This is a genomic window from Streptomyces griseiscabiei, from assembly GCF_020010925.1.
GTDB classification, from domain to species: domain Bacteria; phylum Actinomycetota; class Actinomycetes; order Streptomycetales; family Streptomycetaceae; genus Streptomyces; species Streptomyces griseiscabiei.
In genome coordinates this window covers 2,496,859-2,513,976 of record NZ_JAGJBZ010000001.1, presented here as the reverse complement: position 1 = coordinate 2,513,976, position 17,118 = coordinate 2,496,859, and the positions used below count along the sequence as shown (strand labels likewise).

14 protein-coding genes are annotated in these 17,118 nt (G+C 72.9%); 3 read left to right on the top strand and 11 right to left on the bottom strand.

Annotation, left to right across the window (positions count from 1 at the left end; translation table 11 throughout):
* Nucleotides 1-69 precede the first annotated feature (69 nt).
* The 4 genes from J8M51_RS10820 to J8M51_RS10805 all read right to left on the bottom strand — a co-directional run bounded on the left by J8M51_RS10820 (nt 70) and on the right by J8M51_RS10805 (nt 7,116).
* Entirely contained in the window at nt 70-2,853 is a 2,784-nt protein-coding gene (locus J8M51_RS10820; protein WP_086751628.1) for a DUF7824 domain-containing protein, read from the bottom strand.
* Nucleotides 2,850-4,280, bottom strand: coding sequence for an SWIM zinc finger family protein (locus J8M51_RS10815; RefSeq protein WP_086751630.1), 1,431 nt, complete (start codon nt 4,278-4,280; stop codon nt 2,850-2,852). Before J8M51_RS10815 ends, J8M51_RS10820 begins: the two co-directional genes overlap by 4 nt.
* Before the next feature lie 92 nt (nt 4,281-4,372).
* The gene (locus tag J8M51_RS10810) at nt 4,373-5,968 is read right to left on the bottom strand and encodes an alkaline phosphatase D family protein (RefSeq protein WP_086751632.1); all 1,596 of its coding nucleotides are present in this window, start codon (nt 5,966-5,968) and stop codon (nt 4,373-4,375) included.
* A gap of 314 nt (nt 5,969-6,282) precedes the next feature.
* The gene (locus J8M51_RS10805; RefSeq protein ID WP_086751634.1) at nt 6,283-7,116 is read right to left on the bottom strand and encodes an alpha/beta fold hydrolase; all 834 of its coding nucleotides are present in this window, start codon (nt 7,114-7,116) and stop codon (nt 6,283-6,285) included.
* A 160-nt stretch (nt 7,117-7,276) separates the two neighbouring features.
* Here J8M51_RS10805 and J8M51_RS10800 point away from each other — a divergent pair, with 160 nt between their 5' ends.
* Both J8M51_RS10800 and J8M51_RS10795 read left to right on the top strand, forming a co-directional pair.
* A complete protein-coding gene (locus J8M51_RS10800) occupies nt 7,277-8,173 on the top strand; it encodes an RNA polymerase sigma-70 factor (RefSeq protein ID WP_086751636.1) in 897 nt (298 codons plus the stop codon).
* A gap of 162 nt (nt 8,174-8,335) precedes the next feature.
* Nucleotides 8,336-9,097: a GntR family transcriptional regulator gene (locus J8M51_RS10795; RefSeq protein WP_216587543.1), complete on the top strand. Its 762-nt coding sequence runs from the start codon at nt 8,336-8,338 to the stop codon at nt 9,095-9,097.
* 102 nt (nt 9,098-9,199) lie between these two features.
* Here J8M51_RS10795 and J8M51_RS10790 read toward each other — a convergent pair whose 3' ends face one another.
* Entirely contained in the window at nt 9,200-10,357 is a 1,158-nt protein-coding gene (locus tag J8M51_RS10790; RefSeq protein WP_216587542.1) for an ROK family transcriptional regulator, read from the bottom strand.
* Nucleotides 10,358-10,655: 298 nt separating this feature from the next.
* Between J8M51_RS10790 and J8M51_RS10785 the strand changes: the two genes are divergently transcribed.
* On the top strand, nt 10,656-11,099 hold the full coding sequence (locus J8M51_RS10785) for a hypothetical protein (RefSeq protein WP_267299137.1): 444 nt from the start codon (nt 10,656-10,658) through the stop codon (nt 11,097-11,099).
* A 29-nt stretch (nt 11,100-11,128) separates the two neighbouring features.
* On the opposite strand, the gene mug is transcribed toward J8M51_RS10785, so the two are convergent.
* From mug to J8M51_RS10755, 6 genes are all read right to left on the bottom strand, one after another.
* Nucleotides 11,129-11,626 carry a G/U mismatch-specific DNA glycosylase gene (gene mug, locus J8M51_RS10780; RefSeq protein ID WP_086761389.1) on the bottom strand — a complete coding sequence of 166 codons (498 nt, stop codon included), beginning with the start codon at nt 11,624-11,626 and terminating at the stop codon, nt 11,129-11,131.
* Nucleotides 11,627-11,670: 44 nt separating this feature from the next.
* Complete coding sequence (purB, locus tag J8M51_RS10775; RefSeq protein ID WP_086761391.1) at nt 11,671-13,113, bottom strand: adenylosuccinate lyase; 1,443 nt, start codon at nt 13,111-13,113, stop codon at nt 11,671-11,673.
* Nucleotides 13,114-13,172: 59 nt separating this feature from the next.
* Complete coding sequence (locus J8M51_RS10770; RefSeq protein WP_086761393.1) at nt 13,173-13,523, bottom strand: DUF4326 domain-containing protein; 351 nt, start codon at nt 13,521-13,523, stop codon at nt 13,173-13,175.
* A 91-nt stretch (nt 13,524-13,614) separates the two neighbouring features.
* Nucleotides 13,615-14,397: an SGNH/GDSL hydrolase family protein gene (locus J8M51_RS10765; protein ID WP_086761403.1), complete on the bottom strand. Its 783-nt coding sequence runs from the start codon at nt 14,395-14,397 to the stop codon at nt 13,615-13,617.
* Nucleotides 14,398-14,474: 77 nt separating this feature from the next.
* Nucleotides 14,475-15,491, bottom strand: coding sequence for a hemolysin family protein (locus tag J8M51_RS10760; RefSeq protein ID WP_086761395.1), 1,017 nt, complete (start codon nt 15,489-15,491; stop codon nt 14,475-14,477).
* On the bottom strand, nt 15,488-17,068 hold the full coding sequence (locus J8M51_RS10755) for a hemolysin family protein (protein ID WP_086761397.1): 1,581 nt from the start codon (nt 17,066-17,068) through the stop codon (nt 15,488-15,490). The genes J8M51_RS10760 and J8M51_RS10755 overlap by 4 nt, the downstream gene beginning before the upstream one ends.
* Nucleotides 17,069-17,118: the final 50 nt, after the last annotated feature.

Genomic DNA, 17,118 nt, shown 5'->3' with positions numbered 1-17,118 from the left:
TTTATTGCGGTTTGTATGACCGAAGTCGACCGATGCTGTCGCAACCGGCGCCCATCATGACCGCCGTGGTCAGACCGCCGCGCCTTCCACCACCTCTCCCACCGCCCCTGCGAGCGCCGTCCGGAGCCGCCGGGCCTGGGACACCAGCCGGGACGAGCCCGGCCGCTCCGCCACCTCCGCGAGACGCGGCAGCTCCCCGTGGGCCCCGGACCGCTCCACGCATTCGGCGGCGACGGCCACGAGATCCCCGAGACCGCGCGGCGCCGGAGCCGGCTTCGTCCCCTTCCCCTTCCCGTCCGCGAGGCCCGCGAAGTCCGCGAGGCCCGCGAAGTCCGTGAGGTCGGCGAACAGCGGCGGCAGCGCCGCCCGCAGCACCGCCCAGGCCGTGCCGTACGCCCCGGTCGCCGCGGCGGTCCCCATCGCCTCCGCGAGCCGCGCCGGCTTCACACTCCCCAGCACCGCCAGCTTCCCCAGGTCGGCACCCAACTGCTCCGCGTCCAGCCGCCCGCGCGCCGCCAGCACCAGCAGGGCGTCCACGGCGGCGAGCCGGTCCTCCGCACGCTGTGCGCCCAGCCCGTACGCGACACAGAGATGGACGGCGAGGCCCGCCTCGCCCTCCGCCTCGGCCAGCGTCGGCAGGAAACCGTAACCGGACCGGGAGTCCTCGACGGTGGCCATGGAGAGATCGCGCAGGATGCGTCCCGCCATCAGCTCCGGCCGCCCCGGCACCATCGCCAGCCAGTGCTTCCACTCGTCATTGTCCCAGTGCGCGCAGTAGTAGCGGTCCGTGTACACGGACGACGGCCGCCCCAGCCGACGGAACTCCGGCGGGAACGACCCGCCCCGCATCTCGGGCAGTTCGCCGAACTCCACGAGCATCCTCGGCCCGGCCGTACGGCTCCGCTCGGCGGGCTGCGACGGCACATCCGTCAGCAGCCACTCCGCCAGCCGGTCGCCCTCCCTCGTGCCCAGCTCCCGGGCCGCCGCCGCGCCGGACACGAGCGCCGCCGGGTCCTCGCGCCGCACCCGCAGCAGGGCCTGCGCGAAGTCCGCCTCGCCCGGCCGGTCGCCCGACCGCCGGTAGGCGTCCAGCCGCTCCACCAGCTCCGCCGCCTCCAGCGCACCGGTGCTCCAGGTGGGCGTCGCCAGCAGGAACGGCAGCGGTTCGGTGCGGACCCGATACGCGATCTCCCGCAGCCGGGCGTCGAACGACCAGGCCAGACCGGCGTGCACGCAGCCCGCCGACTCGTCGGCCTTGTCGCGGATCGGACGCAGGGCCTCGGTGCGCACCCGCTCGAAGAGTGCCGCGAGGACGATGTCCAGACCGTGGGGCGAGTCACGGAAGTACTTGTCGACGTACCCCGTGTCCATCTCCGTCCACCAGCGTCCGGCCCTCGCCGGGCCCAGCGCCTCCACCAGGGCGTCCCGGTCGCGGTGCGCGTGCCGTACGAGTCCGTCCAACGCCCGCTCGAACGCGCCGACCTCGCCCTCCGCGGCCAGCAGGGCACCGATCTCCTCCGCCAGTTCGGTCACCGTGACCGGAGCGGGGGCGAGCCGGGTCGGCAGGGGCACGGGCGGAAGCAGTTCCTCGTACACCTCGGAGGCGGGCACCTCCGCGTCCGGGGCGCCGAGGAGGCGGTGGGCCCGGACACGGAGGCCGGGGACCAACTGGGCCGCGGCGTCGGCGATCTCGTCCCGTACGCCGAGCACCTCGCTGCCGCTGCCGCTGCCGCTGCCGCTACCGGGGCCGAGGTCGGCGTCAGGGTCGGGGTCGGTGAGATCGCCGAGGTGACGCTCCACCAGCTTCAGCGCCCTCTCCTGCACATCCGTGTCCGGGTGCCCGAACGCCTGTGTGACCGCCGGAAGCAGCTCGGCCGCCGTGGACGCATCCTGCCTGAGGACCTTGCCCAGCAGCACGAGCTGCGCCCGGACGAGCCTCTTCTCGGTCCGGAAGAGGACCGCGCCGGACAGCTCCGCGAGCCGGCGCGGCCCGAGTTCGCCGTCCAGCGCGAAGCCCGCGAGGATCGACTGCGCGTGGGCGGCGACCGTGGAGGGCGCGTCCGCGCACAGCGCCGTCCAGTCCGCGATCCGATCACGCCGCTCGTCACGGGTGAGGTCGAGCGCGGTCAGCAGGCCCAGGAAGACCTTGTTGTCGGCGGTGGAGCCGCCGCCGCGCAGCAGCCGGGCCACACACCCGTCGATCATGGCCGCGCGGTCGAGGAGGCCCTCCCGGGTCAGCTGGGTGAGGGCGTACGTCCAGTTGTTCAGTCCGTCGCCGTACCGCCAGGCGCTGCGGGCGCCGATCTCCTCGGTCTCGAACAGCGCGGCGACCAGCTCCGCCAGATGCGGGTCGTTCCGCAGATTCCCGATCACCGTGCCGGCCGGCCGGTGTACGCGCCCGATGTGGTCCATCCAGCCGCGCACATACGCCTCGGACGTGGGCACCGGGCAGCCCGCGAGCCGGACGAGGCCGGCCATCAGCTCGTACGGGACGTCCGCGGAAAGGGGGCGCTCCGCCAGGCGGCGCACGACCTCGGCCAGCCAGGCGGGATCGCGGTCGCCGAGCACCTCGATCAGGACCTTCGGCGGCGCCTGCCGCCAGCGCAGCTCGGACCCGGTGAGCCAGGCCGCCACGGCGGCGGCCCCCGTCTGACAGGCGGCACCGGCCGCGTGCAGCGCCGGATACACGTGCCGGGCCGGGGACCCCCAGGGCTCCGCCCGCAGCTCCTTGCGCACCTGCTTCAACTCCGGCACGCACGCCCGCCGTTCGGTGTCCGTCATGCCGTCCACCAGCGCGACCAGGTCACTCGTGTTCCCCGACCGCACCGCCCTGATCAGCGACTCCGTACTCATCGCGCACCCCCGTCGATCCGTGCCGTGCCGGCTCCGGCGCCGGCCTGTGTGTCGTCCGGCGCCGCCGTGGCGCCCCGGCGGACCATGCGCACCGCCAGCGCGTGCTTGCAGGGGCCCCGGCCGCCCCGGTACTTCGCCCACCACAGGCAGGAGCAGGTCAGGGTGCCCGCGCTGTCCCGTACGCGGTGGACATGGCCGTCCTCGGCGGTGACGGTGCCGAGGTCGCCGTCCAGGGAGACCGCTCCGGCGGCCACCAGGGCGCGGGCCGAGCGGAGCCGCGGATTGTGGCGCTCGACGCGGTCGGCGTCGTAGGGGAGTTCGCGGTGGAAGTACGCGGCCTCCGCGGTGTCGTAGCCGACGCGGCCCGAGGTGCCCAGCCGGGTCAGCGCCGCCCGCACCCGGTCGGCCGGCAGGCCGGAGAAGGCGGCGAGGTCGCCGACGTCGATGCGCGGCTCCCAGGCGAGCAGGACCCCGATCAGCTCCGCGTCCTCGGCGGCCTCGTCGGTGGCCAGTGCCTCCAGCACACCGCCCTCGCCGGAGAAGCCCCGCGCGGCCTCCGGGGACAGTGTGAGGGTGAGTCGCATACCGGGGAGCACGACCTCCCAGGCACTGGCGAGGGCGGCCTCACCGGCGGCCGGCGGGCCGTAGACCCGCAGGGCCGTGGCATGGCGCAGCGCCCGCTGCAGCGCCACCAGCCGCTCCGGGCCCGGCAGACAGACCGCGCCCGGCACGGGCCGGGTCGTCGGCCGCAGGGCGCGTCCGGCGGGCACGACCCACTGGACGCCCCGGGAGGCCCCTCGCGCACCCCCGCGAGGCAGCGACCGCAGGAATCGCACCGCCTCGGCGGCGGGCAGCTCGGCCCGCAGATCGAACCCGGCGGCGATCACCTGGGCCTCGGCGAAACCGCGCAGCCAGCGGTCCGGCAGCGGCACCTTCTTCTCCACCACCGGGCCGTCCAGCGTGGTCACCGCCAACTCCTCGGGCCCGACCCGCAGATGCAGCGGATCGTCCCCGCCGATCCGGGACAGCGCCTCCCGCAGGGGGTTGTTGACGTCCACATTGGTCGTGCCGTGCCCCACCTCGCCGCCGTCGAGGCCGCTCTCCAGCACGTCCAGCCGGGCGTAGACGCCACCGCAGCCCGAGAAGGACTCGAACCGCAGCCGGTCCCCGTTCCCCGTCACCACCGGATCCAGGGAGGCCCGCAGCTGCTGCTGGAAGTACCGCGCCGCCGCCACGTCGGCGACCGCCAGCAGCCCCGCAGCCGCCACCTGAGGGGAGGTCAGGAAGCCCGTGAAGAACCGGGGATGGTCCTCGACCCCCGTCGGGGTCGCGCCCCGGGAGGTCTCCAGCCCCAGCCGGCGTCCGCCCGCCACGGACTCCAGCGCGGAGGGTCGGGTGTAGGCCACGGCCTGTAGAGATCGCGTCATGGGAAAACCGTAGGAGCCACCACTGACAATCGCCCCTGACCTGCGAAGACGCGAGGTCAAGGGCGTTTGTCGGACGAGCTGCGGGCTCTGGCCTACTGCCCGACGAGACCCGGCTGCAGCACCTTCGTGTAGAGCACGGTCCCGTCCTGCTCGCGCAGCCGGACCGTCAGCTCCCCGCTGTGGCCGTCGATGTCGACCTCGCCGAAGAACTGGTAGCCGCCCGCCGGTGACACGTTCGCCGCGGTCGGCGCCTTGACGAACACCCGCTCGGGACCGAACGTGCCGTCCAGCGCGTTGGCCGGGAAGGCACCGGCGTTCAGCGGGCCGGAGACGAACTCCCAGAACGGCTCGAAGTCGGTGAAGGCGGCCCGCGACGGCTGGTAGTGCTGCGCCGAGGTGTAGTGCACGTCCGCCGTCAGCCACACCGTGCCGGTGATCCTGCGGTGCTTGACGAACCGCAGCAGCTCGGCGATCTGCAGCTCCCGCCCGAGCGGCGCGCCCGGGTCGCCCTGGGCCACGGCCTCGATGTTCGGCTTTCCGTCACCTGTGTCCGGCACGACCAGGCCGAGCGGCATGTCGGAGGCGATCACCTTCCACACCGCGCGGGAGCGGGACAGCTCCCGCTTGAGCCACTGGAGCTGCTCGGCGCCGAGGATGCCCACCGGGTCGGTGGTCTGGATGTCGGGCGAGTTGGCGTTGCGGTACGTCCGCATGTCGAGCACGAACACGTCCAGCAGGGGACCGTGGCGCATGACGCGGTGCACGCGGCCCTCCCGGTCGCCCGGCCGCAGCGTGGAGATCGGGAAGTACTCGCTGAAGGCCCGCCGCGCGCGTGCCGCGAGGACGTCCACGTTCTTCTCGGTGTACCGGGTGTCGGTGAGGATCTCGCCCGGGTACCAGTTGTTGGTGACCTCGTGGTCGTCCCACTGCACGATCGCCGGGACCTGGGCGTTGAACCGCTTCAGGTTCTCGTCCAGCAGGTTGTAGCGGAAGTTGCCCCGGAACTCGGCCAGCGTCTCGGCGACCTTGGACTTCTCCTCGGTGGTGACGTTCCGCCAGGTTCCGCCGTCGGGGAGCGCGGCCGTCGCCGCGATCGGGCCGTCCGCGTAGATGGTGTCGCCGCTGAACAGGAAGAAGTCCGGGTCCAGCGCGCCCATCGCGTCGAAGATGCGGTAGCCGCCGCGGTCCGGGTTGATGCCCCAGCCCTGCCCGGCGAGGTCGCCCGACCACACGAACCGCGCCCCGGACCGGCGTTTCAGCGAGGTCGTACGGAATGTGCCGGTGACCGGCTCACCCGTGCGGCGCGGGTCGTCCGGGTCGGCCAGCAGCACCCGGTAGTGGATCTGCTCGCCCGACGGCAGACCGCGCAGCCGCGTCGTCCCGGTGAAGTCCGTACCGGCGCCGAGCAGCGGGCCGTGCCATCTGCGCGCGTTGCGGAACGACTCGGTGGCGGACGTCTCGACGATCATCCGCGCCGGGCGGTCCGACCGCACCCACACCAGCCCGGAGTGCGCGGTCACGTCGCCGGTCTGCACACCCCACCCGGCCTCGGGCCGCCCCGACAGGGCCAGCGCCGGCACCGAGCCGAGCGCGACGGAACCGGGCAGCGCGAGTGCCGCCGACGCGGCGAGCGAGCCGCGCAGCACGCTGCGGCGACCGGGCTGGGAACTCGGCGGACGGTGTGACATGAATGCGCCTCCAGTGACGGATCCGGCCAGTGTGCACAGCCACAACTACGCGTACGCCGCAGCGCACACGGAAACGGCAAGTGAACAACTGTCCGGGTCACGAGGGAAGCGGGTGATGCGTCAGGACGTGGGGATCGGGTGCGTTGTCGTCTGAGGGGCCGGTGGGGGCTGGTCGCGCAGTTCCCCGCGCCCCTGAAAAGCAGGGGCTGCGCCCGTGCTTTTCGTCCCGAAAGGGCCGCAGGCCTCTTTCAGGGGCGCGGGGAACTGCGCGAGAAGCCCCCACCGGACCCGCGCTGTACCGCTCGGCCAAGAACTCAGCGGCTGCCGTCGAGGATGACGCGGGCGACCAGCGCGGGGTCGTCGCTCATGGGGCAGTGGCCGCAGCCGGGGAGTCGGACGAGGCGGGCGCCGGGGATGACGCGCTTGGCGCGGACGCCCTGGCGGCGGACGAGCAGCCAGTCCCGGGTGCCCCAGGCCACGGTGATCGACAGCCCGGGGACGTCGTCGGTGAACAGCACGCTGCCGCCGGCCCGGAGCGTCGCGTCGAACCCGGTGGCCCCCGCCAGCGCGAGCGTCTCGGCGACCACGGCGTCCGGGGAACGCCGGGCCGGGCGGGCGTAGATGGTGCTCGTCAGCGCCGTACGACCGGCCGCCGAACGGGACAACCGCTCCACCAGGGGCAGCGGCAGCCGCCGTGAGATGTGCCGCATGGTGAGCAGGATTCCGAAGGCGTACCGCCGCTCGGCCTCGTTCCAGAACCCGGCCGGGGACAGGGCCGTGACGGACCGTACGAGCTTCTCGCGGCCCAGTTCCAGGGCGAGCAGCCCGCCCAGCGAGTTGCCGGCCACATGGGGGCGGTCGAGTTCCAGTGCCTCGCAGAAGGCGCCGAACACGGCGGTCGTCGTGGGCAGGTCGTAGGCGAGGCCGTCGGGCAGCGCCGGGGACTCGCCGAAGCCGGGCAGGTCCACGGCGATGACCTCGCGCTCGGCCGCCAGGATGTGCACCACGGGGTCCCAGGCCTGCCGGTGGTGGCCGATGCCGTGCAGCAGGAGCAGCGGCTCGCCCGTGCCCTCGCGCGTGTAGGAGACCGTCACGGGTCGCGGGCCGAGCGGGGTGGGGACCTGGAAGGTGACCGTGGCGGCGGACATGGTGCAGCTCCTCGTCTGGGAGGGGGGCGCGCTGACGTACGGCGTTCATAGACAGCTTGTCAGCAACTGCTACCGGCGGGTAGTCCTTGTCGGTAACAAGCCCGCGCACGTGCCCGGAATCGCCTGGACAGGGCGGCGCCCGCCGGGATGGGATGGACGGGTGGCCACCGACACCGATATCGCGACCGACGTCTTCGAAGAGCACCGCCCCGTCCTCATGGGAGTCGCGTACCGCATGCTCGGCCGGATCGCCGACGCGGAGGACGTGGTCCAGGAGGCCTGGCTGCGCTGGTCCGGCGCCGACCGGTCCGAGGTGCGTGAACCCCGCGGCTATCTGGTCCGGATCACCACCCGGCTCGCCATCGACCGGCTGCGCCAGGTGCGGTCGCGCAACGAGGCCTATCCGGGCCCCTGGCTGCCCGAGCCGTACCTCACCGACTACGGGGCCACCGTCCCCGACACCGCCGAGCGGGCCGTCCTCGCCGACACCGTCTCGCTCGCCGTCCTCGTCGTCATGGAGTCTCTGTCGCCCCTGGAACGCGCGGTGTTCGTGCTCCGGGAGGCCTTCGGCTGTCCGTACGCCGAGATCGCGGCCATGATCGACCGCGCCGAGCCCGCCGTGCGCCAACTCGCCGGGCGGGCCCGCCGGCATGTCGATGAGCGGCGCCCGCGCTACGAGGTCGACCCGGCCGAACGCCGGGAGCTGACGGAGAAGTTCCTCGCCGCCGCGACCGGTGGCGACCTCGACGGACTCATGGCGCTGCTGGCCCCCGACGTCCGACTCGTGGGCGACGGCGGCGGCATCGGCAAGGCCCCGGTGCGGGTCCTCGAAACCGCCGACAAGGTGGGTCGGTTCGTGCACGGCGCGGCAGGCAAGGGCATCCCGGACGCCTCGTTCCGCTTCATGGAGATCAACGGTGCTTACGCGGTGGTCCTGTTGACCGGCGACAAGGTGGACAGCGTGTTCCAACTCGACGTCGCCGACGGGCTGATCCAGTGCGTCTACATCGTGCGCAACCCGGAGAAGCTGCTCGCCCTGGCGGCCGTGAAGCCTTGATGAACGCTGCCGGGCGTCCGGCCCGTCGGATGCCCGAGGGTTCGATGATTGGTCTTGACCAAGGGTGGGGGCAGGCCTATGGTCGCAAGAAAGTGCAACAACCTTTAATAAACAAGGGCGCTAAAAACGCCGCCGGGCCACGGCGAAGCAGCGGAGGACAGGGTGGGGACCCAGCAGCTGGAATCGGTGCCGGAACCGAAGTACTGGCATCTGAAGACCGTGCTCAGCGAGGCATTGGACTCCGAGTTCTCGGTGGGGGAGATCCTGCCCAACGAGCGTGATCTGGCGGCCCGTTTCGGCGTCGCCCGGGCCACCCTCCGCCAAGCGCTGGAGCAGCTCGAACTGGAGGGCCGACTGCAGCGCCGGCGCGGCGTCGGCACCACCGTGGCACCCCCGCGCGTGGGCGTCGCGGTCGGCACCGAACAGCAGGCGTGGCCGGGCACCGCCGGTGACGCCTGGCAGCCCGTGGACTGCGCGGACTCGACACCGCCCGTCGCCGTCGCGGACATCCTGGACAGCGTGCACGGCGAGCAGGTGCACGTCGTACGCCGCTCCCGTGTGTCGCACGGCCAGCCCGTCGCCGCCGAACTGCTCTACATCCCGGCGGCCTCGGTGCCCGCCCTCTCCGCCATAGACGCCCCCTCCGGTGCCGCACGCGCGCGTGCGGTGCTGCGTGAGCTGCAGCGCCTGGAGCTGGAGGGACAGGAGCGCTCGGTGGAGCTGGGTTCCGCCCGCGCGGACGACGCCAAGGAGCTGGACCGGCTGCCCGGCGCGCCCGTCCTCGTCGTCACCACCCGCTTCTACGCCGAGGGACGCACGGCAGCCGTCTCCCTGGCCACCTACCGTGCTGACACGTGCCGCCTGACCTTCGGCGCCTCGGGCGGCGTCGAGATCCACCACGGCCCGGAGCGCCGCGCCTCCTGACGACACGGCAGGCGTGCCCCACGCGCGCGAGCCGCACCCGTATGAGAGCCGCACCCGAGCCCGCCGCGCCCCCGCGCGGCGGGCTCGCGGTGGTGCGGTGCGTCAGCGGCGTGCCGTGACCGTGCCCTCCACCGCGAAGAGCTGCTCCTCGACATGGTCCAGGGCCAGCCGGAGCGCGCCCATGGCGACGGCCGCCTCGCCCAGCCGGGAGAGGGCGACGCGGGGCGGGCGCAGACAGTAGCGGGCCAGCTCGTGGCGGAGGGGGTCGAGGACGTCGTCGATACCGGTCGCCCAGCCGCCGACGACCACGAGTTCCGGGTCGAGGGCGAGGACGAGGGCCGTCACGTCGTGCACGAGACGCTGTATGAAGCGGTCGACGGCCTCCCGGGCCCGTACGTCGCCCTCGCGCGCGTGCTGGAAGACCTCGGCGACCGCCTGCTCGTCCAGCGGATGCAGCGGCTCGCCCGTGGTCGACAGCAGCGCCTCCGGGGTGGCCTCGCGGCCCAGCAGATGCAGCGCGCCGATCTCGCCGGCCGCGCCGCCGTACCCCCGGTGCAGCCGCCCGCCGATCAGCGAACCCGCGCCCGGGCTCAGCCCCGCCAGCACGAACACCACATCGTCCGACTCGGCGGCGGCACCCTTCCAGTGCTCTGCCACGGCCGCCGCGTTGGCGTCGTTCTCGACCAGGACGGGACACTTGAAGGAACGGCTCAGCCGCTCGCCGAGGTTCAGGCCCGTCCACTCCGGCAGGGCCGCGCACAGGCGTACGGCACCGTCCGCCTCGATGACCCCCGGACTGCCCACGCCCACCGCGCGCAGCGAACCACGCGAGACCCCGGCCTTGCGGAGCAGCTCGGCCACGGTCGAGCGCAGCCGCTCCAGCCGGTCGTCGGCGGACGCGGACTCGGAGACGTCCTTGGACAGCGAGCCGAGCACCCGCCCGTCGAGGTCCGCGAGCAGCGCGGTCACCTGGTGCGAGCCCACGTCCAGGCCCAGCAGATGGCCCGCCTCGGCCCGGAACCGGTAGTGCCGTGCCGGGCGCCCCTGCCGTCGGGCGGCGCCCTCGTCGGCGGCCCGCTCGACCACCAGCCCGGCCTCGACCAGCCCCTCCACGACGCCCTCCACCGTGGGCCGGGACAGCCCGGTGACCCTGGTGATCTCGGTGAGGGTCGCGTGGTCCGTGGCCCGCAGGGCGTGCAGCACCACGGCCGAGTTGATTCTTCGGAGCAGAGAAGGATCCCCGCCGGTCAGTCGCCCCAACGTCCGTCCTCCCAGCTCGCTCCCGTGTCTGCCGGATCGTACTCGCCACGACGCACCCCGGCGAGTGCCCGCAGCCCCGACCTGCGCAATCCCCGACGGGTGAGGTCGGGCGGAGCCGGCACGGGGTAGTCGCGGGGGAGGCACGGGCGGGAGCCGGAGCCGCGGGCCCGGCGCCCGGTGCAGCCCGCCGTCGCCCCGCCCGCCGGTCGAACGCCCGCCCCCCTGACGCCGTGCCAGGCGAATGCCCGCCCCCTTGACGCCGTGCCAATTGTCAGTGGTGCCCGCTTTACTGGACCGTATGAGCATCACGCAGCACCTCGCCGTCATCGAGCGGCTGTGCTCCGACGACTTCCCGGCGGAGCCCGGCCGCTCGGACGTCGGCACGGCCGGACCCGGCTGGCACCTCGCCGAGTTAGAGACGAGCGCCGGCTTCTGGGAGGACGACGGGACGCGGCGTGAGGAGACCGAGGAGCAGTACGAGGCGGACCGGGACGCCCTGTCGGAGCGGCTCGCCGCGCGCTGGGGCGTCCCCGACGTGTTCAGCCTCTGGAGCGTCCTCGACCGCTCCACGGACGGCGAGGACATCCCCGAGCCCTGGGGACCGCTCAGCTCCCATGTCCCCGACGTCCATCTGTGGCGGGCCGACGGCCACGGCCGCTGGGTCGCGCTCGGTGTCTCCCAGTGGGACAAGGAGCTGCCGTTCCAACTGATCGCGCTGATAACGGAGATCGACCCGCCCTGACCCGGCCGAACCCATGGGAGCCGGAGCGGTCAGCCCGCCGCCGCCACCCGCAGCCGCCCGAACTCCTGCGCCATCGTCGCCGCCGTCCAGTGCGCGTTGAGCCCGCTCGGGTTGGGCAGCACCCAGACACGCGCGTCCCCGATCGTCCGCTCCTGCGGTCCGATCGCGGCCTTGCGGTCGCCGAAGGCCGACCGGTACGCGGTCACGCCCACCACCGCGAGCCAGCGCGGCCGGAGCCGCTCGACCTTGGCGGTCACCAGACGCCCGCCCTCGACGTACTCCTCCGCCGTCAGCTCGTCGGCGCGTGCCGTGGCACGGGCCACGACATTGGTGATGCCGAGCCCGTACGACGGCAGCTCGCCCTGCTCGGACGGCTTCAGGAGCCGGGGCGTGAACCCGGACAGATGCAGGACGGGCCAGAAGCGGTTGCCGGGGCGGGCGAAGTGGTGGCCGGAGACGGCCGTCATCAGCCCCGGGTTGATGCCGCAGAACAGGACCCGGAGGCCGTCCGCGGTCACGTCCGGCACCAACCGGTCGCGGGCGGCCTCCAGTTCGGCCCGGGTCCAGCGGGTCAGAGGATCGCTCCCGGCGTGTAGCCGGCGGCCTCCGGGCGCTGCTTCACGATCTCCTCGATCCGGGCGACGACCACGGCGACCTGGTCGGCGGCGGCGCCCGTGAAGGAGAGCTTGTCGGCCATGAGGGCGTCCAGCTGACCGCGGTCCAGCGGGATGCGGTCGTCGGCGGCGAGCTTGTCGAGCAGCTCGTTGCGCTCGGCGCCCTGCTCGCGCATGGCGAGGGCGGAGGCGACGGCGTTCTCCTTGATGGCCTCGTGCGCCACCTCACGGCCGACGCCCGCCCGTACGGCGCCCATCAGCACCTTGGTCGTGGCCAGGAAGGGCAGGTAGCGGTCCAGCTCACGCGCGACCACCGCCGGGAACGCCCCGAACTCGTCGAGCACGGTCAGGAAGGTCTCCAGCAGCCCGTCCAGTGCGAAGAAGGCGTCCGGCAGCGCGACCCGGCGCACCACCGAGCAGGACACGTCGCCCTCGTTCCACTGGTCGCCGGCCAGCTCGCCGGTCATGGACGCGTACCCGCGCAGGATGACCATGAGGCCGTTGACCCGCTCGCACGACCGCGTGTTCATCTTGTGCGGCATGGCGGAGGAGCCGACCTGCCCCGGCTTGAAGCCCTCGGTCACCAGCTCGTGCCCGGCCATCAGCCGGATCGTCTTGGCCAGCGAGGACGGGGCCGCCGCCAGCTGCACCAGCGCGGTCACCACGTCGTAGTCCAGCGAGCGCGGGTAGACCTGGCCGACGGAGGTGAACGCCTGCGCGAAGCCGAGGTGCCCGGCGATCCGGTCCTCCAGCTCCGCCAGCTTGCCGGCGTCCCCGCCCAGCAGGTCCAGCATGTCCTGGGCCGTGCCCACCGGGCCCTTGATCCCGCGCAGCGGGTACCGGCCGAGTAGCTCCTCGACCCGGCCGTACGCCACGAGGAGCTCGTCGGCGCCGGTCGCGAACCGCTTGCCGAGGGTGGTGGCCTGCGCCGCCACGTTGTGCGAGCGGCCCGCCATGACCAGCTCGCCGTACTCGCCGGCCAGCTTGCCGAGCCGCGCCAGCACGGACACCGTACGGTCGCGGACCAGCTCCAGGGAGAGCCGGATCTGCAGCTGCTCGACGTTCTCGGTGAGGTCGCGGGAGGTCATGCCCTTGTGCACGTGCTCGTGCCCGGCGAGGTCGTTGAACTCCTCGATCCGCGCCTTCACGTCGTGCCGCGTGACCTTCTCGCGCTCGGCGATCGAGGCCAGGTCGACGGTGTCGAGGACCCGCTCGTAGTCGGCGAGCGCCTCGTCCGGCACCTCGATGCCGAGATCCTTCTGGGCCCGCAGCACGGCCAGCCAGAGCTGCCGCTCCAGCCTCACCTTCTGCTCGGGCGACCAGAGCGTGGCGAGCTCGGTGGAGGCGTAGCGTCCGGCGAGGACGTTCGGGATGCGGGGCTTGGCTGGCGCAGAAGTCACGTGGACGGATTCTACTGGCGATTCGTGCAGGTGAGCGCCGAGGGTCCCTTCGGAGGAACCTACGAAGAAGCGTCCGGCGCGTCGGCCAGCTCCGCCAGGATGTCCCCGTGGCACAGCTCGGGCGCGCACCAGCAGGCGAGCGTCCTGCCGCGCAGGGTCGGGACGAGGGCCAGCAGCTCGGGGTCGGCGAGCAGGTACTCGCGGTACTTCGCCATCACCTCGGCCCGCGTGCCGTCCCGCTTCTTCTTCTCGGTGTCGTACTGGAACGGGTTGAAGAGCGGATGCCGCGGCAGGTCCCAGTGGCCCATGGTCCAGCGGCGGCCGATGTACACCAGGTCGCCGGGCGCGAACTCCAGCCGGGGGCCGAAGTCGCGGATGCGGCCCTTGAGGTTGATCACTGTCGTGGACACGTGTGCCTCCCGGTGCGGCGGCCCCTCACGTCAGGCGGGTCTCACGCCTGGACGGCTCTCACGCCAGGCGGCTCCCACGCCGGACGGCTCCCTACGCTAGCGGGCCCTCGTACGGCAGCAACTCGGGCCGCTTGGCCGGCTTGCCGTCGCCCGAGGAGCGGCCGGTCAGGCGGCGGCCTATCCAGGGCAGCAGATACTGGCGGGCGAACCGGGCGTGGGCGATCTGGCGGGCGCTCCAGCCGGGCGGCGGTGTGGCGGGCATCGGCGTCCGCCACTCCGGGTCCTGAGCCTCGTGGCCGAGGGTCTGCCAGACCGCCTCGGCGACCCGGCGGTGGCCCTCGGCGGTCAGGTGCAGCCGGTCCACGTCCCACATCCGGGGGTCGGCCAGCGAAGGAGCGCCGTACAGGTCGACGACGAGGGCGCCGTGCCGGGCGGCCAGCTCGTCGACGCAGACGAACAGCTCCTCCATGCGCGGCCGGAACCGCTCCAGGACCGGACCCTGACGGCCGGGGCTGCGCATCAGGACGAGCTGCTTGCAGGAGGGGGCGAGGCGTTCCACGGCCTCCTCCAGCAGTCCGCGCACCCGGCCCATGTCGCACTTCGGGCGCAGAGTGTCGTTCAGGCCGCCGACCAGAGTGATCACGTCCGCCTCCATCGAGGCCGCGACGTCCACCTGCTCGGCGACGATCTGTCCGATCAGTTTTCCGCGCACCGCGAGGTTGGCGTACCGGAAGCCGGGCGCCCGCGCGGCCATGCGGCCGGCGAGGAGGTCCGCCCAGCCCCGGTAGGAGCCGTCGGGAAGGAGGTCGGACATGCCCTCGGTGAAGGAGTCGCCGACCGTGACAAGGCTGGTGTAGGTGGGGTTCGTCTGCATCGCGTCCACGATGCTAACGCGTTCACATACCCGGCGGTCGGTCGGCTCCTCCCTCACCCCGTGCGGTCCCGCGGACCTCACACGCTGGGCTGGCCCAGCAGCTCCCGCAGCACGTCCTCCATGGTCACGATGCCCGCGAGCCGCCCGTCCTCGCCCAGCACGGCCGCCAGGTGCGTCCGGCTGCGGCGCATCGCGGTGAGCACGTCGTCCAGCGGTGTGGTCTCCCGCACCCGGGCGATGGACCGCATGTCGCGGACGGAGAACGGCACATCGCGCGGGGCCGCGTCGAGCGCGTCCTTCACATGGAGATAGCCCACGATCCGGCGCCCCTCGTCGACCACGGGGAAGCGGGAGAACCCGGACTCGGCCGACAGCCGCTCCAGCTCCTCCGGGGTCACCCCCATGCCCGCGTACACGACCCGCTCCAGCGGGAGCACCACGTCGCGCACGGGGCGGCGGCCCAGTTCCAGCGCGTCGCGCAGCCGCTCCTGCGCACGGTCGTCGATGAGCCCGGCCTCGCTGGAGTCGGCCACGAGACGGGCGAGTTCGGTGTCCGAGAAGGTCGCCGCGACCTCGTCCTTCGTCTCGATGCGCATCAGCCTCAGCAGGGTGTTGGCGAAGGCGTTGATCGTGAAGATCACCGGGCGCAGCCCGCGCGACAGCGTCACCAGCGGCGGGCCGAGCAGCAGCGCGCTGCGCACCGGCTCCGCGAGGGCGATGTTCTTCGGCACCATCTCACCGAGCAGCATGTGGAGGTAGGTCGCGAGGGTCAGGGCGATCACGAAGGAGATCACGTGGCCCGCGCCCTCCGGCACGCCCACCGCGTGGAACACCGGCTCCAGCAGATGTTCGATCGCGGGCTCCGCGACCACACCGAGGACCAGGGTGCACAGCGTGATGCCGAGCTGGGCGGCGGCCATCAGCGCGGACACGTGCTGCAGACCCCACAGCACGCTGCGGGCCCGCCGGTCGCCCTGTTCGGCGTACGGCTCGATCTGGCTGCGGCGCACCGAGATCAGGGCGAACTCGGCGCCCACGAAGAAGGCGTTGACGACCAGTGTCGCGAAACCGATCAGCAGCTGGACGGCGGTCATCGCGTCTCCCCCTGATGCTTCTCGGACCCCTGGCGCGTCTCGGACCCCACGTGCTTCCCGGGCTCACCGGATTTCCAGGGCTCACCGGACTTCGCGGGTCCGCCGGACTTCCCGGGCCCACCCGACTTCGCGGGTCCGCCGGATTCACCGGGCCCACCCGACTTCTCGGGTCCACCGGACTTCCCGGGTTCACCGGTTTTCCCCGGTCCGCCGGACTTCTCGCGCCTCACGCGCCGGTCGTCCCTCTCGCTCTCCTCGTCCTCCTCGTCGGACGCGACCGGCGCGTGCAGCAGCACACGGGCGGCCCGGCGTCCGGCGGCGTCCACCACGTCCATGCGCCAGCCGACGACCTCGACGGTGTCACCGACGGCCGGAATCCGGCCCAGCTCGGTGGCGACGAGCCCCGCGAGCGTCTCGTACGGCCCCTCCGGCGCGCGCAGGCCGACGCGGGCCAGCTGGTCGGTGCGGGCCGAGCCGTCGGCCGAGAACAGCTCGCGGCCGTCCTCGTCGGTGCCGACGGGGGCGAGGTCGGGTGTCTCGTGCGGGTCGTGCTCGTCGCGGACCTCGCCGACGACCTCCTCGACGATGTCCTCCAACGTCACCACACCGGCGGTCCCGCCGTACTCGTCGATGACGACGGCCATGGTGCGCTTGCCGGAGAGCCGGTCGAGGACACGGTCGACGGTCAGGGACTCGGGGACGAGCAGCGGCTCGCGCAGCAGTTCGGCGACGGAGGTGCGCAGCCGGCGCTCGGCGGGCACGGCCAGGACGTCCTTGATGTGCACGGTGCCGACGACGGAGTCGAGGTTGCCCCGGTAGACGGGGAAGCGGGACAGGCCGGTGGCCCGGGTCGCGTTCGCCACGTCCTCGCAGGTCGCCTGGGCGTCGAGGGCGATGACCTGGACGCGCGGGGTCATCACGTTCTCCGCGGTCAGGTCCGCCAGGTTCAGGGTGCGCACGAACAGCTCGGCGGTGTCCGCCTCCAGGGCGCCCTCCTTGGCGGAGTGCCGGGCGAGGGCCGCCAGCTCCTGGGGGCCGCGCGCGGACGCCAGCTCCTCGGCGGGTTCGATGCCGAGGAGGCGTACGAGACGGTTGGCGGTGTTGTTGAGATGGGTGATGAACGGCCGGAACGCGGCGCTGAACCAGCGCTGCGGGTTCGCCACCTTCTTCGCCACCGGCAGCGGCGCGGAGATCGCCCAGTTCTTGGGCACCAGCTCACCGACCACCATCAGGACGACGGTCGACAGGGCCGTACCGATCACCAGCGCCACCGAACTCGACGCGGACGCCGGGACGCCGACCGCCTCCAGCGGGCCCGCGATCAGCTTGGCGATGGACGGCTCGGCGAGCATGCCGACGACCAGGTTGGTGACGGTGATGCCGAGCTGGGCGCCGGAGAGCTGGAACGTCAGGTTCCGTACGGCCTTGAGGGCGCCGGCGGCGCCCCGCTCGCCGCGCTCCACGGCCCGCTCCAGCCGGCCCCGGTCGACCGTGGTCAGGGAGAACTCGGCGGCGACGAAGGCACCACAGATCAGCGAGAGCAGCACCGCCACCAGAAGGAGGAGCACTTCGGTCATCGGGTCACCTCCGTCCCATGGTCGGACAGGGGCGGGAGGATCGCGCGATG